Origin of the sequence: Tenacibaculum piscium (assembly GCF_021390715.1) — a bacterium.
Lineage (GTDB): Bacteria > Bacteroidota > Bacteroidia > Flavobacteriales > Flavobacteriaceae > Polaribacter > Polaribacter piscius.
In genome coordinates, this window is sequence record NZ_JAJGWT010000010.1 from 96,854 (window position 1) to 112,054 (window position 15,201).

Consider the following 15,201-nt stretch of genomic DNA (forward strand, 5'->3'; position numbering starts at 1 on the left):
ATGCAATTAAAACGAGTTGTAGTAACTGGACTTGGCGCATTAACGCCAATAGGAAATAATAAAGAAGAATATTGGAATAGCTTAGTTAACGGAGTTAGCGGAGCAGCGCCTATAACGTATTTCGATGCTGCCAAGTTCAAAACTCGTTTTGCATGTGAGTTAAAAGACTTTACCGTAACAGATTTCATTAACAGGAAAGATGCACGTAAAATGGATCGATTTACGCAATATGCAATGGTTGCTTCTGATGAAGCTATTGTAGATTCAAAATTAGATCTAGATAAAATCAATAAACTAAGAGTAGGCGTAATTTGGGGAGCTGGTATTGGAGGTTTAGAAACTTTTCAAAACGAGGCAATGAATTTTGCTACTGGAGACGGTACACCAAGATTTAATCCATTTTTTATTCCTAAAATGATTGCTGATATCGCACCAGGACACATTTCTATTAAACATGGATTTATGGGACCTAATTATACAACGGTATCTGCTTGTGCATCTTCAGCAAATGCGATGATTGATGCCTTAAATTATATTCGCCTAGGATACTGTGACGTCATTGTAACAGGTGGTAGTGAAGCCGCTATTACATACGCAGGTGTCGGTGGATTTAATGCAATGCACGCACTTTCTACAAATAATGAAAGTCCAGAAACAGCTTCAAGACCTTTTGACGCAACACGTGATGGTTTTGTTTTAGGAGAAGGAGCAGGTGCAATTATTTTAGAAGAATATGAACACGCAAAGGCGCGTGGCGCTAAAATTTATGCTGAAGTTTTAGGTGGCGGTATGTCATCAGATGCTTATCACATGACAGCACCACATCCTGAAGGAATTGGCGTTATTGCTGTAATGAAAAATTGTCTGGAAAATGCAGGTTTACAACCAGAAGATGTAGATCATATTAATACCCACGGTACTTCTACACCTTTAGGAGACGTTGCGGAATTAAAAGCGATTTCTGAAGTTTTTGGAGAACACGCAAAGAATATCAATATAAATTCTACAAAATCAATGACAGGGCATTTATTAGGTGCCGCTGGAGCTATTGAATCAATAGCTGCTATCTTAGCGATGGAACATAGTATTGTACCACCAACAATTAATCATGTTAATGTGGATGAAAATATTAATCCTGAGTTAAATTTAACACTTAATAAACCGCAAAAAAGAGAAATCAAAGTTGCGATGAGTAATACTTTTGGTTTTGGAGGTCATAATGCTTGTGTAGTTTTTAGAAAACTAGATTAATCACGTATGAACTTTTTTCGTAGTATTATTAAACCCGCAAGTAAAGAGGATAAAAATCTTTACTACGAGTTAAAAGAACTGCTTAATTTTAAACCAATAAAGCTTTCTCATTATAAAAAAGCGTTTACACATAGGTCCTTAAAACTTATTGATAGAAAAGGAATCCCTATTAATTACGAACGCTTAGAGTTTTTAGGTGATGCCATGTTAGGTTCTGTAATGGCTTCTTATTTATATAAAAAAGTCCCCAAAGGAGATGAAGGATATTTAACACAAATGCGCTCTAAAGTAGTGAGTAGAGAGCATTTAAATACCTTAGGTAAAGATTTAGACTTAATACGATTCGTAAAAAGTAATATGGCTGAAGAGCATATTAGTAATAATCTTTACGGAAATATTTTTGAAGCTTTAATTGGCGCTATTTATTTAGATAGAGGCTATAATTATTGTCATCAGTTTATTTATGAACAGGTGATATTGCCTTATGTTGATATTGAACGCTTAGAAGGTAAAATATCGAGTTATAAAGGTTATGTTATCGAGTGGTGCCAGAAAAATAAGAAAAAATATAAATTCGAGTCATTCGAAGATTCTGGAAATCAAAATAAAAAATACTTTTCTGTAACACTCAGTGTTGATGACAAAATTATGGGTAAAGGAAGAGCTACATCGAAGAAAAAAGCACAAGAAATTGCTGCTAAAAGAGTCTATTTTGCCATGCAAACTCAAATGGAAGAATCTTAACATTTTCTGCAAAAGGTTTTTATAAAATTTACATAATATTTAGATACATTCAGTACTTTAGCTTGTAACAAATAATTGTTACGATGCTTATTTGTGCTTTAAATATAAGCTTAAATATATTATTACCTCATATAACAGTGAGGTTGAATCCTTAAAATCGAAAGATTTTTTAATATTTTAAATTATGCCACACAACAAAAAAACGAAAATTGTAGCCACGCTAGGACCTGCAATCAATACCAAAGAAATTTTAGCTAAAATGGCAGCAGCTGGAGTTAATGTTTTTAGAGTTAATTTTTCGCACGCAGATTACGATAATGTAAAACAACGTATCCGTGAAATACGAGAAATTAATGAAGAAAATGGTTATAACTTAGCTATTTTAGCCGATTTACAAGGACCTAAATTAAGAGTTGGCGTGATGAATGATGCTGTAAAAGTAAAAGCAGGTGCTACTTTTACCTTTACCACTGAAGAATGCATAGGAACAACAGAAAAAGCTTTTATGACCTATCAGCGTTTTCCTAAAGATGTAAAAGTAGGAGAACATATTTTAGTTGATGATGGTAAGTTATTATTTGAAGTAGTTGCTACCGATAAAAAAACAGAAGTAGTTACCAAAGTACTTGTAGGTGGCGCTTTAAATTCAAAAAAAGGTGTTAATCTACCAAATACGAACATTTCATTACCCGCATTAACAGAAAAAGATAAAAAAGATGCAATTTTTGCTTTACAACAAGAAGTAGATTGGATCGCATTATCATTTGTTAGAAATCCTGAAGATTTAAGAATGTTACGTGATTTAATTGATCAAAATTCTGATTATAGAGTTCCCGTAATTGCTAAAATTGAAAAACCAGAAGCTGTTGAAAATATTGATGCTTTAATCCCATATTGTGACGGACTAATGGTCGCTCGTGGTGATTTAGGCGTAGAAGTTCCGATGCAAGATGTTCCATTGATTCAAAAAATGTTAGTTCGAAGAGCGAAACAAGCAAGAATTCCTGTAATTATTGCGACACAAATGATGGAAACCATGATTGAAAATGCTGTTCCAACAAGAGCCGAAGTAAATGATGTGGCAAATTCAATTATAGACGGCGCAGATGCTGTAATGCTTTCGGGAGAAACATCCGTAGGAAAACATCCTTTACGCGTTATCCAAAAAATGACCGAAATTATTGGAAGTGTTGAATTTTCAGATTTAATTAAAGTGCCACAAGAAGCACCACATATTCGTACCAATAGATTTATCACAAAATCAATATGTCATCACGCTGCGTTAATGGCAGATAATATGAATGCTTCTGCAATAACAACTTTAACAAATAGTGGTTATACGGCGTTTCAGGTTTCTGCTTGGCGACCAAAATCGCACGTATTAGCATTTTCATCAGAAAAAAGAATACTAGGAAAATTAAATCTTTTATGGGGAGTTCGTGCTTTTTATTATGATAGAGATTTAAGTACCGATGATACTTTAGAAGATATTAATGAAATAGCCAAAGAAAAAGGCTTTGTAAAAGCAGGCGATTTTATGATTAATTTATCGTCAATGCCCGTACAAGCTAAAGGAATGGTAAATACATTGCGTGTTTCTAAAATTCATTAATACGCTATTTTACTTACTGTTTTACTTGAAGCTTTAAGCTCAGGTTAAAAAAAGCCTTTAACAAATTCATTGTTAAAGGCTTTTTTTGATAATTCTTGTCAATTCGAATGATTTTAATGACTAAAAGGAATTAAAATTGTATCGAGAATTTGAATTCTTTTATGTTGATAAATTTTGATTGATTTTATGCTGAAAAAGTTCTCAATACAATTTTTTTGAAGGAAAAAAATCACTCAAATTGATAGTTTTTTAATTTTTAAACAGGCTATAGGCTTCTTTTTAAATCTTTTAATCTTGTTTTACTAGCAAGAAAAGTTCATTTTCTAGTATCAAATATCCTTGGTCATAAACATAATAATAGGTATTTCCTGTTTTGGTAACATATAATGATGTGATAAATTTAAAATCAAAACCTTTATCAAATAATGTACGTCTGCTAACTTTGGTTTTACCCGAAATATTTAGCTCAGTTAATATTTTGTAGTTTTTACGCAACCGATTATTCGTATTTCTAATTAAGTTTTTACTGTCTTTATGTACGTTATTATTATAACTATTTCGACAATAATCCGAACAGAATTTCTTATCAATTCTACCGACTACTTTTTCGTTACAAGTTAGACATTTTCTGTTTTCTTGGCTGTTTTTCATACATTTTTTTATCAATAAAAATAATACATTGATTACGATATCTTTAAAATTATTAAATGATTCTATTCGTTTACATTCATTTACATCTGTTTACAAACGAAAACAATTGTTTACCAACCGATTTTAATTTACAAGCTATTTCATCTTTGCAGTGTCATTATAAAATTATATAAAAACAACTAAAAATAAAGAAAATGAATACCATAAAAAACAATGTACAATTATTAGGTAATTTAGGTAAAGATCCTGAAATTATCACCTTAGAAAGTGGAAAAAAAGTAGCTAAATTTTCATTAGCAACGAATCAAATTTATAAAAATTCGACAGGCGAAAAAATTAAAGATACACAATGGCACAATATCGTTGCTTGGAATAAAACTGCTGAAATCATTGAAAAATATGTAACCAAAGGAAGAAAAGTATTGGTTCATGGAAAATTAACGTATCGTTCTTATGAAACACCCGCAGGCGAAAAACGATATATGACTGAAGTTGTAATAAATGAATTAGTATTATTAGATGATAAATAATATTTTTTGAAGATACTTAAAAATGACGCATAAAAAGAATCATTTGGGATACTTTTTTAAGCTTTTAAAATACGATATTACCTATAATTTGATATCTTTTTTTATCTAAATTAATAACATTAAAAACATCTGTAATCTTTAATTTTAGAGGTATTTTTGCCGATTACAAAATAGTAAATCGTAAAATTAAAGATTAAAAAAGATAAAACATGAATACTAAAAAGTTGAAAAATGAATTAAAAAATTATTTTTTTATACTTAGTGGAAGTTTAGTTTTAGCAATTGGTGTTGTTGGATTTTTAGCTCCAAATAAAATTGCAACAGGAGGAACTTCAGGTTTGGCGATTGTGTTGAATTATATGTCAAATATTCCGATAGGAATGTTGTTATTAGTCCTCAATGCGCCATTACTTTTAATAAGTGTAAAATATATTGGAAAACGCTTTGCATTTCGCACGATGATTTCTATCGTTTCTTTAGCTATATATATTGATTTTCTTAGAGAAATAATACATTTTCCTGTGTTAAGTGATCATACATTATTGGCTACAATTTACGGAGGATTATGTGTTGGTTCGGGAATTGGGCTTATTTTTAAAGGAGATGCTTCTGCTGGAGGAGGTGCTATTATCGCCCGTATTTTAAAGGATAAGTATCATTTTAAACCTGGTACGGTAATTTTGACTTTAGATATTTTTGTAGTGCTTTTATCGGCAATTGTTTTTAAAGATTTAGAATTGGCTTTATGGGCGATGTTAAGTATTTTTGTAGCTAGTAAATTTATTGATTTAGTGCTTACGGGACGTAAACAGAATAAAATTGTACATATTGCTTCGGAAGATTTAGTAGCATTAAAGAAGATAATCGCTGCAAAAATGGGAGTTTCAGGAACGTTGATTGAAGGAAATGATTTATCGCAAACTAATCAGCGAAATATAATTTTTTTATCCATCAATAAAAACAGGATTGTAACACTGAAAAATTTAGTTGAAAAACACGATCCAGAAGCGTATATGATTGTTTTAGAAGCAACACAATTATTAGGTTCTACGGTTTAATGTTAATAATATAAGAATTTAGTTCACAAGGGGTTAAAACCCCTTGCTTTTTTATTTTTATGATATTAGAAATTCATAGATAATTGAATGCGTTTTCTTGTTACATCGACCTCTAAAACCTTTACTTGTACATGCTGATTTAAAGTAACATGTTCATTTATATCTTTCACAAAAGTATTTGAAAGATTAGAAACATGAACTAAACCACTTTCTTTAATTCCGATATCGACAAAACAACCAAAATTTGTAATATTGTTAATAATTCCAGGAAGAATCATGCCTGTTTTTAAATCATCAATTGTTTTAACATGTTCGTTAAAACTAAATTCTTTTGCTTTTTCTCGAGGATCTAAGCCAGGTTTTTCTAATTCTTTTACAATATCTTGAAGCGTTGGTAATCCGTAAGAATCGGTAACGTATTGTTGTAATTTTAACTGTTTTAAAACCGAGTTATTTCCTATTAAATCGATAATTTTATTGCCAGAATCTTTAGCCATTTGTTTGACTAACGCGTAACGTTCGGGATGAACAGCCGAATTATCTAAAGGATTATCGCCATTTTTAATACGTAAAAAACCTGCGGATTGTTCAAAAGCTTTTCCGCCTAAACGAGGAACTTTTTTTATAGCAGTTCTGTTTTTAAAAGCACCATTTTCATTTCGATAATTTACAATATTTTCGGCTAGTTTTATTCCAATTCCCGAAACAGCACTCAATAACGAAACACTCGCCGTATTTATATTTACGCCTACTTTATTTACACAATGTTCAACAACAGTATCTAATGATTTTTTTAGTTTTCCTTGTTCTACATCATGTTGATATTGTCCTACACCAATCGATTTTGCATCAATTTTAACCAATTCCGCAAGCGGATCAGCCAATCTACGACCAATAGAAATTGCACCACGAACGGTAATATCGTAATCAGGAAATTCATCTCTAGCAATTTTTGAAGCCGAATAAATAGATGCTCCAGCTTCACTAATAACAAAAACTGAAATATTATTTTTAAAAGCTATTTTTTTGATAAACTGTTCCGTTTCTCTCGATGCAGTTCCGTTACCAATTGCAATGGCTTCAATGTTATATTTTTCAGCTAAAGCACTTATTTTTTGTATTGCTTCGTCAGATTTATGTTGCGGTGCGTGTGGATAAATAGTTTCGTTTTGTAATAAATCGCCTTGTTTATTTAAGCATACAACTTTACAACCCGAGCGAAAACCTGGGTCAATTGCTAAAATTCGCTTTTCGCCCAGTGGAGCACTTAATAAAAGTTGTTGTAAGTTTTTTGTAAACACAGTTATGGCACTTTCATCCGCTTTTTCTTTAGCAATTACCATTGCTTCATTTGTTAAAGCGGGTAATAATAAACGTTTATAAGCATCGGAAATAGCGATTTCAAGCTGTTCACTACAGTTATTTCGAGAACGAATAACACTATTTTCTATTTTTTGAATTGCTCTTTCGTTATCTATATCAATTTTTATTCTGATAAAACCTTCTTTTTCGGCACGAAGAATAGCTAAAAATCGATGTGAAGGGATTCTACTAAAACTTTCATTCCAATCAAAGTAATCTTTAAATTTTTGAGCGTTTTCTTCTTCTTTTTTTGTTTTTACAACTTTAGTATTGATAACAGAAAAACGTGCTAATTCTTTACGGATATTATTTCGAACATCGGTGCGTTCATTTATCCATTCTGAAATAATATGACGTGCGCCTTCTAAGGCTTTTTCTTCGGATGAAACTTCGTTGTTTTTATATTTTGATGCTGTAAATTCTAAGTCATTTATACGCTGACTCATTATCCTTTTTGCCAAAGGTTCTAATCCATTTTTACGAGCAGTTTCGGCTTTTGTCTTTCGTTTCTTTTTATAAGGAAGATAAATATCTTCTAAATCAGTAATGCTTTCTGTTTTATCAATCTTATTTTTTAGTTCATCGGTTAAAGCATCTTGTTCTTCAATGGCTTTGATGATTGTTTTTTTTCTCTTTTCAAGGATTTCAAATTGCTCTTTTAATTCGACTATTAAGCCGATTTCAACTTCATCTAAATTACCAGTTTTTTCTTTTCTATAACGAGCAATAAAAGGAATAGTACAATCTTCATTTAATAATTCAATAGTACTTTGAATCGATTTTAAAGAAATTTTACAGCGAGAAATTATATAATTGATGAGTTGCATAGCGTAGTTGTTTGAAATAAAAAAAACCTCACTTTTTAAAAGTGAGGTTTCAAATATACTAAAATGTTATTTTTATTTAAGATATAAACTCTCCGTTTGTTACCTTTTCTGAAGGTTGTGCAAAGGCAAGTTTACCATCAGGAGTATCAATCATTAAAATCATTCCTTGACTTTCTATTCCTTTTAATTTACGTGGTGCTAAATTACAAACTACAGAAACTTGTTGTCCAATGATATCTTCAGGCTTAAAGCTTTCAGCAATACCCGAAACAATTGTTCTAGTATCAAGCCCAACATCAACAGTAAGTTTTAATAATTTTTTAGTTTTTGCTACTTTTTCTGCTGCTGTAATAGTTCCTACACGGATGTCTATTTTTGTGAAATCATCAAATTCAATGGTTTCTTTTTGAGGCTCAAGAACTCTGTTTTCAGCTTCATTTGCTTTTTTAGTAGCTTCTAATTTTGCTAATTGTTTTTCAATTTCAACATCTTCAATTTTAGAAAACAATAATTCTGCTTCATTAATTTGATGATTTTCTTGAATTAAAACTTCTTTTTCTGATACATCATTCCAAGTTAAAGTGGTATCAATATTTAAAATTGATTTTAACTTTGTTGAAGTGAAAGGTAAAAAAGGTTCTGATAAAATTGATAATCCAGCAGCAATTTGTAACGCTACATTCATAATTGTTTTGGTGCGTTCTGCATCAACCTTAATCATTTTCCAAGGCTCTTCATCAGCTAAATATTTATTTCCTAAACGCGCTAAATTCATTAATTCTTGAGAAGCTTCTCTAAAACGGTAACGTTCAATTGATTTCGCAATTACATTCGGAAACTCTTTTAAAGTAGCTAAAGTATCTTCATCAACTTCTGATAAATCACCAGCAACTGGCACTTTTCCTTCGTAATATTTATTTGTTAAAACAACTACACGGTTTATAAAGTTTCCGAAAATTGCTACTAACTCATTATTGTTTTTTGCTTGAAAATCTTTCCAAGTAAAATCGTTGTCTTTACTTTCAGGAGCATTTGCGGTTAAAGTATAACGTAAAACATCTTGCTGATTCGGGAAATCTTCTAAATATTCGTGTAACCAAACCGCCCAGTTTTTAGAAGTCGATAATTTATTACCTTCTAAATTTAAAAATTCGTTGGCTGGTACATTTTCTGGTAAAATAAAATCACCGTGCGCTTTTAACATCGCAGGAAAAATAAGGCAGTGAAATACAATATTATCTTTTCCGATAAAATGTACTAATTTAGTATCATCTTTTTTCCAATAATCTTCCCAATTTTTACCTTCACGAGCAGCCCATTCTTTGGTTGATGAAATATAACCGATAGGCGCATCAAACCAAACATATAATACTTTTCCTTCACCACCTTTTACAGGCACAGGAATTCCCCAGTCTAAATCACGAGTTACGGCTCTAGGACGTAATCCGTCATCAATCCAAGATTTACATTGCCCTAAAACGTTTGGTTTCCAATCACTTTTATGACCTTCTAAAATCCATTTACGTAAAAAATCTTCGTGTTTATCTAAAGGTAAAAACCAGTGTTTTGTTTCTTTTAAAGAAGGAATATTTCCCGTAATTGCCGATTTAGGATTGATTAAATCCGTAGCATTATGGCTTGTTCCACATTTTTCACATTGATCTCCGTAGCTTTCTTCATTCCCACATTTTGGGCAAGTTCCAACCACAAAACGATCGGCTAAATATTGATTTGCTTCTGCATCGTATAATTGCTCGGTAACTTCTTCAATAAATTCGCCATCATTATATAGTTTGATGAAAAAATCAGAAGCTGTTTTATGATGAATTTCCGAAGAAGTACGAGAATAATTATCAAAAGAAATACCAAAATCAACAAATGATTTTTTAATAATTCCGTGATATTTATCAATAATATGTTGTGGTGTAACGCCTTCTTTTTTTGCACGCATTGGTATTGCTACACCGTGCTCATCAGATCCGCAAATAAAAGCAACATCTTTTCCTTTTCCACGTAAAAAACGTGCGTAAATATCTCCAGGAACATAAACACCTGCTAAATGCCCAATGTGAATAGGGCCGTTTGTATAAGGTAATGCTGCTGTAACTGTATATCTTTTTGGTGTAGTCATTTTTCTATGCTAAATTTATCCTAAAATTAAAGTACAAAAGTACGAAAAAGCAATTTTTTAAACTGTTATAAAATAGGTACATTTACATAGATTATCCTTTTTAAAAAATCAATATTAAAATAATTTTAAAAAAACAGGCTAAATTTTGATGAAAAATATAATAATACTTCCTTTTTTACTAATGATTTCAGTCGCTTTTTCACAAACACCAACTATGAATTTAATAACGCCGCCATCTTTACTAAAAGGCGACACGATTGCAATTGTTGCGCCTGCGGGAATTTTAAAAAATAGAAAAAATGTTATTGATAAAGCTAAAAAACTTGCCCAAAGTTGGGGATTAAAAGTTGTGTACGGAAATAATTTATTTAAGCAAGAAAATCATTTTTCGGGAACGGATGAAGAACGTTGTCAAGATTTTCAAGATGCGTTAGATAATCCGAATATTAAAGCTATTTGGGCGGCTCGTGGTGGTTATGGTTCTGTTCGAATTTTAGATAAATTAGATTTTTCGAAATTTATTGAAAATCCAAAATGGGTCATTGGTTATTCTGATATTACTGCTTTTCATAATCATATTCATAATTTAGGCGTGGAAACGATTCACGGAATTATGGGAACAAGTTTGCAAGATAAACCCGAAGTAATTGCAAAAAGTATTGCATCGCTTAAAAAAGTATTGTTTGGTGAAAAATTATCATATCAAATTACAGCATCAAAATATAATAGAAATATTAAAAATAATCAAAAATTTTCAGGGGAATTAGTCGGTGGAAATATTGCTATTTTAACATCGATGTTAGGCTCAGATAGTCAATTATCAACAGAAAATAAAGTGTTATTTATTGAAGAAATAGGCGAGTACAAATATTCGATTGATAGAATGTTACAAAGTTTAAAACGTGCAGGATATTTTACAAAAGTAAGCGGTGTTATTGTGGGCGATATGACTAAAATCAAGAAAAATTCAACATCTTGGGGAAGTGCTATCGAGCAATTAATTTTAGAGGTGATTCCTAAAGATATTCCTGTTATATTTAATTTTCCTGCAGGTCATGAACCCGATAACAGAGCGTTGATTATGGGGAGAAAGGTTGCTGTAACTACTCAACATAAAATAGTACATCTAAAATTCAAATAATGCTAGCATAATGGCACAACATAACGAACTTGGCGAAAAAGGAGAGCAATTAGCTATTGAATATTTAGAGAAAAATGGTTATAAAATCCTTGAAAAAAATTATAGATATAAAAAAGCAGAGGTTGATATTATTGCTGAAAAAGAGGCTGTTTTAGTCGTTGTTGAGGTTAAAACACGGTCGAGTACTTATTTTGGAAATCCTCAAGATTTTGTAAATCCGAAGAAAATAAAATTATTGGTATATGCGATGAATCATTATGTGCATCAAAAAAATATAGACCTCGAAATTCGATTTGATATTATCGGTATTTTACAAACAAACAACACTTTCAAAATAGAACACATAGAAGATGCTTTTTTATATTTCTGATAAAAAAATACCCCCGATATTAAGTATCGAGGGTGTTTTTTTATCAGAAATAACTTAAATGAATAACTTAGAAGTATTTATTCTTCATCTTCATCTTCATCTTCATCTTCATCTTCATTTTCGTCTTGTTCTTTGTCTTGTTCTTGCTGATTTTCTTTTTCTTTATCAAAATAATTCTTAACATCTACCAATTGATTTGGCATTGCAACAATTTTTTTATCTTTATCTAAAACAAAATAAGTAGGTGTTCCTAATAAATTATATTTACGAACTGTTTCGTTATCAAATTTATACGTAGGATGCGTTCCAACAGCATTGTGCGAGTACGGAAGGTTTTTAATAAATTCATTCCAGTCTAATTCGGTATCTTCGATTCCAAAGGTAATTACAGATACTTCTTCATGTTTTTCCTTTATATAATTATGCAATTTAGGAATATCTTTGGTACAATGCGGGCAACTTGTACTCCAGAAAACTAATAAATATTGCTCAGCATCATTTAAGGTTGATAATTTAAAATCCTTACCTTCTTCTTTCCATGAAAAATCGGGTGCTATTCTACCGATAGTAGCACGTAATAATTGTATTTTTTCTTTTTTGAATTTTTCATCAATTTCTTCTTCAGGTAATTTATCATAATAGGTTTCAAATACCCAATCGACCACTTCACCATTTCGTTTATCGGCTAGAGAAGTAATTAGAAATTCGGTAACGGCTTTTTTTAATTTTACGTTCGGAAGTTCGTCCATTACTTTTGTAATCGATTCTTTTAACAATTTTTGTTGTAATACTTGATTCTCTGAAAAGTTTAAATAAAAAACATAATCGGCAATACGATCGACTAAGAAAGAAGAATTGTATAAGGCATCATTTTTAAAGTCGATATATTTAAAAAAATGATGAACAGTTGATGAAAGATATTCATCCATATTATCCATAGGACTCGATGGATTATAACGTTGTGATGCTTTTATAAAATTATGTACTAACATTCCTTCGGATTTATTTTCATAAATTTCTTGAATGTCTTCTAGTTTTTTTACATCATTTCTGTATGCTTTTTTGGTTTCTTTGTTTCCATTTTTGATGTACGCTACTTGATTTTCATCAATTTTATTTTGCACTAATGCGTATGCTTGCAAGTATTCGTTGTAGAGTTTATTTTCTCTAGATGCGGTAAAAACTACAGATTGTTCAGGATATTTTGGGTTAAAAATAAATTCAATATTTTCTTTATTGAAGTAAAAATCGACAAAACCGTTACCTTTATTTCTGTATGTTGCTCTGTATACACCAGGAGTTGCATTTTCTGGCAATGTAAATTCAAATTTTCCTAATACTTGTTTTTCACCGCCTACAACGATGGTATTTGATTTGATTGTTGTATTGCTTATAAATTTCGATTTTGCTCCTTGTAATTTATGTAAATAAACCCAATCACTTTTTTCAGGAGGCGTCATTGTTCCTTTTACGGTATATTGCGCGCTAACTATGGAAGTTGTTAATACAAATATTGCTAGTAATTTTTTCATCATTATTTTAAATTCTTTATTTTTGAATATTTATTTTTGAACGTTATTTTGCACGTTATTTTGAATTGATTTAAAAAAATAAAACTAATCATTTAGGTAGAGGTTTGCAAGAAGTGTACCGTGTTTATTTTTGCTATTATTTTGTTCTTATTTTTTGGTGAAGTTATTTGTTGATATTTTTAAATTTTTATAGAGCTTGACAACGAGTTATTTAAAGAATTCTATTTGTTCAAAATAGTTAATAATAGCTTCTTTAATTAGTACGGATTGTTCTCCGGGTTTTAGGTTTGGCAGTGCTGTTAGTGTTTTATAGTGAGGCCATCCTTCTTGGTCAAAGAAGTCGAATTCGTAGTATCCGTAAGGTTCTAAAAGTTTACAAATAGCGATGTGCATTAGGTTTACTTTTTCATCTTTTTTAAAGTTACGTTTTCCTTGTCCTAGTTCTTGCACGCCAATTAAGTAGATAACGGCGTCTATATTTAATTCATCTCCATCGGCAAATTGGCTTGATAAATTTTTGATTATAAAACTCCATTTTTCTTTTAGTTTACTTTCTTTGTGCATGAGTATTTATTTTGAGTTTGCAAAGATACGATTGAGTTGTGTATATTTGGAGTATAATTTTTGGTGATGCTTTATTTGATTGTTGCTAATTTTTTTTTAAATTTATATTTTATGAATATTTTTGATATTATCATTGCTTCTTTATTACTTTTTGGATTTGTTCGAGGTTTGCTGAAGGGTTTATTTGTTGAGGTTGCTTCGTTGGTTGCTTTGATTGGAGGAGTTTATGGGTCACTTCATTTTTCTTATTTTGTTTCTGATTGGTTAGTTTCTCGTGTTTCTTGGGATTCTGAGTATATTTCTTTATTTTCTTTTGGTATTACTTTTATTTTAATTTTGGTTATTATTTCGTTGTTGGGTAAATTTTTAACAAAAGTTGCTGATTTTGCATCATTAGGTCTTTTAAATAAGTTTGTTGGTGGTATTTTTGGCGGATTAAAAATAGGTTTACTTTTGAGTGTTTTGTTTATTTTCTTTGGAAAGGTTAATAATACGCTTCCTTTTTTGAGTGAAAAGAGTTTGTCTTCGTCTATTTTGTATGTTCCGATAAAAAGAATTGCACCGATACTTTTCCCTTCCATAATTAATGATTCGGAATAATTTGGAGCTATTTCCCGCTTTCCGCACTCGCTTTTTTTTGAAGAAAAATCAAAAAAAGAGCTCAAACAAAGCTTCAATCGGGGCTAAGTCTATTTACTGTGTTTGTTTTTAGCTATTTAGTTTCGTTTTTTATACGCTATCGCGAGCATCTTGCTCGTGCCGATAGTAATAAGAGTTAAAAACGGGGAAATTAATTTTTGTTATAAGCGAACCTATTTTTTCACTGATTATTATATTTTTGTCTATAATGTCGTTCAAATTTTGTTTATGATAAATAATAATTAAGGTTTAATTCTTTGAAAATCAGTTATTAATAAAATACTTTAAAAATAAATAAAAAAAGGTACTTGCTGTTCCAATAAAAGGGCGTAGATTTGCAACCGCTAACGGAAAAACATAAGTTTAAAAGTTAACAAAAGCTCATTAAAATATCGGTAAGTATCACATTAATAAAATGTAAAAAATAAGTTAAATTTAGCTTGTTTAAAACAAATTAAAAGATGTATATTTGCAACCGCTTTAAGAAATACATTAAAGCAAAACGATCAAGAAATTTTGGAATGATTTTTAAGCTAAAAATCAGTTAGTTCGATTCTAACATTTCTACAAAAGAAGTCTGAGAAGATTAATAAGTTGAAAGATACTTGTGTGTGTCGACTCGACACGTTCATTGAAAATATTGAAATTGACAGCGTAAATAAGAGTAGAATAACCACGTTCTATTAGTTTAGAACAAATTCTTTTGAAACTTATTCATTAATATTATTTAAAATATACAATGAAGAGTTTGATCCTGGCTCAGGATGAACGCTAGCGGCAGGCTTAACA

Annotated in this window: 13 protein-coding genes; 8 read left to right on the forward strand and 5 right to left on the reverse strand. The window is 30.6% G+C overall.

The genetic code is table 11. The features are described 5' to 3' along the window. The 3 genes from fabF (at position 1) to pyk (ending at position 3,607) form a co-directional block, all read left to right on the forward strand. Positions 1-1,251 (forward strand): beta-ketoacyl-ACP synthase II, encoded by a 1,251-nt coding sequence (fabF, locus tag L0U77_RS10145; RefSeq protein ID WP_101918345.1) that lies wholly within the window; start codon positions 1-3, stop codon positions 1,249-1,251. Between the two features lie 6 nt (positions 1,252-1,257). Beyond that, positions 1,258-1,995, forward strand: coding sequence for a ribonuclease III (gene rnc, locus L0U77_RS10150; RefSeq protein WP_233861796.1), 738 nt, complete (start codon positions 1,258-1,260; stop codon positions 1,993-1,995). Positions 1,996-2,179: 184 nt separating this feature from the next. Further along, entirely contained in the window at positions 2,180-3,607 is a 1,428-nt protein-coding gene (pyk, locus tag L0U77_RS10155) for a pyruvate kinase (RefSeq protein ID WP_101918343.1), read from the forward strand. A 288-nt stretch (positions 3,608-3,895) separates the two neighbouring features. Here the strand turns inward: pyk and L0U77_RS10160 are convergent, their stop codons facing one another. Next, positions 3,896-4,258, reverse strand: a complete 363-nt coding sequence (locus tag L0U77_RS10160) for a hypothetical protein (protein ID WP_101918342.1) — start codon at positions 4,256-4,258, stop codon at positions 3,896-3,898. A gap of 194 nt (positions 4,259-4,452) precedes the next feature. On the opposite strand from L0U77_RS10160, the gene L0U77_RS10165 reads away from it, so the two are divergent. Then, complete coding sequence (locus tag L0U77_RS10165) at positions 4,453-4,788, forward strand: single-stranded DNA-binding protein (protein ID WP_233898019.1); 336 nt, start codon at positions 4,453-4,455, stop codon at positions 4,786-4,788. A 209-nt stretch (positions 4,789-4,997) separates the two neighbouring features. Next, positions 4,998-5,846 carry a YitT family protein gene (locus L0U77_RS10170; RefSeq protein WP_233882987.1) on the forward strand — a complete coding sequence of 283 codons (849 nt, stop codon included), beginning with the start codon at positions 4,998-5,000 and terminating at the stop codon, positions 5,844-5,846. A 65-nt stretch (positions 5,847-5,911) separates the two neighbouring features. Here the strand turns inward: L0U77_RS10170 and L0U77_RS10175 are convergent, their stop codons facing one another. Both L0U77_RS10175 and metG read right to left on the reverse strand, forming a co-directional pair. Further along, entirely contained in the window at positions 5,912-8,035 is a 2,124-nt protein-coding gene (locus tag L0U77_RS10175) for a Tex family protein (RefSeq protein ID WP_233901131.1), read from the reverse strand. A 76-nt stretch (positions 8,036-8,111) separates the two neighbouring features. After that, the gene (gene metG / locus L0U77_RS10180) at positions 8,112-10,166 is read right to left on the reverse strand and encodes a methionine--tRNA ligase (protein ID WP_233901132.1); all 2,055 of its coding nucleotides are present in this window, start codon (positions 10,164-10,166) and stop codon (positions 8,112-8,114) included. Between the two features lie 148 nt (positions 10,167-10,314). On the opposite strand from metG, the gene L0U77_RS10185 reads away from it, so the two are divergent. Together L0U77_RS10185 and L0U77_RS10190 are read left to right on the forward strand one after the other, a co-directional pair. After that, positions 10,315-11,307, forward strand: coding sequence for a S66 peptidase family protein (locus L0U77_RS10185; RefSeq protein WP_233901133.1), 993 nt, complete (start codon positions 10,315-10,317; stop codon positions 11,305-11,307). A 10-nt stretch (positions 11,308-11,317) separates the two neighbouring features. Next, the gene (locus tag L0U77_RS10190; RefSeq protein WP_233882980.1) at positions 11,318-11,677 is read left to right on the forward strand and encodes a YraN family protein; all 360 of its coding nucleotides are present in this window, start codon (positions 11,318-11,320) and stop codon (positions 11,675-11,677) included. A gap of 77 nt (positions 11,678-11,754) precedes the next feature. On the opposite strand, the gene L0U77_RS10195 is transcribed toward L0U77_RS10190, so the two are convergent. Continuing rightward, entirely contained in the window at positions 11,755-13,212 is a 1,458-nt protein-coding gene (locus tag L0U77_RS10195) for a TlpA family protein disulfide reductase (protein ID WP_233901134.1), read from the reverse strand. A gap of 204 nt (positions 13,213-13,416) precedes the next feature. Then, positions 13,417-13,773: a hypothetical protein gene (locus tag L0U77_RS10200; RefSeq protein WP_101918332.1), complete on the reverse strand. Its 357-nt coding sequence runs from the start codon at positions 13,771-13,773 to the stop codon at positions 13,417-13,419. Between the two features lie 111 nt (positions 13,774-13,884). Between L0U77_RS10200 and L0U77_RS10205 the strand changes: the two genes are divergently transcribed. After that, positions 13,885-14,373, forward strand: coding sequence for a CvpA family protein (locus L0U77_RS10205; protein ID WP_101918659.1), 489 nt, complete (start codon positions 13,885-13,887; stop codon positions 14,371-14,373). The last annotated feature ends 828 nt before the right edge of the window (positions 14,374-15,201 follow it).

Coding starts and splice junctions, on each gene's coding strand:
- rnc (WP_233861796.1), top strand. CDS start 1,258: ATGAACTTTTTTCGTAGTATTATTAAACCCGCAAGTAAAGAGGATAAA.
- L0U77_RS10190 (WP_233882980.1), top strand. CDS start 11,318: ATGGCACAACATAACGAACTTGGCGAAAAAGGAGAGCAATTAGCTATT.
- L0U77_RS10195 (WP_233901134.1), bottom strand. CDS start 13,212: ATGATGAAAAAATTACTAGCAATATTTGTATTAACAACTTCCATAGTT.
- L0U77_RS10170 (WP_233882987.1), top strand. CDS start 4,998: ATGAATACTAAAAAGTTGAAAAATGAATTAAAAAATTATTTTTTTATA.
- metG (WP_233901132.1), bottom strand. CDS start 10,166: ATGACTACACCAAAAAGATATACAGTTACAGCAGCATTACCTTATACA.
- L0U77_RS10160 (WP_101918342.1), bottom strand. CDS start 4,258: ATGAAAAACAGCCAAGAAAACAGAAAATGTCTAACTTGTAACGAAAAA.
- pyk (WP_101918343.1), top strand. CDS start 2,180: ATGCCACACAACAAAAAAACGAAAATTGTAGCCACGCTAGGACCTGCA.
- L0U77_RS10185 (WP_233901133.1), top strand. CDS start 10,315: ATGAAAAATATAATAATACTTCCTTTTTTACTAATGATTTCAGTCGCT.
- L0U77_RS10165 (WP_233898019.1), top strand. CDS start 4,453: ATGAATACCATAAAAAACAATGTACAATTATTAGGTAATTTAGGTAAA.
- L0U77_RS10175 (WP_233901131.1), bottom strand. CDS start 8,035: ATGCAACTCATCAATTATATAATTTCTCGCTGTAAAATTTCTTTAAAA.
- fabF (WP_101918345.1), top strand. CDS start 1: ATGCAATTAAAACGAGTTGTAGTAACTGGACTTGGCGCATTAACGCCA.
- L0U77_RS10205 (WP_101918659.1), top strand. CDS start 13,885: ATGAATATTTTTGATATTATCATTGCTTCTTTATTACTTTTTGGATTT.
- L0U77_RS10200 (WP_101918332.1), bottom strand. CDS start 13,773: ATGCACAAAGAAAGTAAACTAAAAGAAAAATGGAGTTTTATAATCAAA.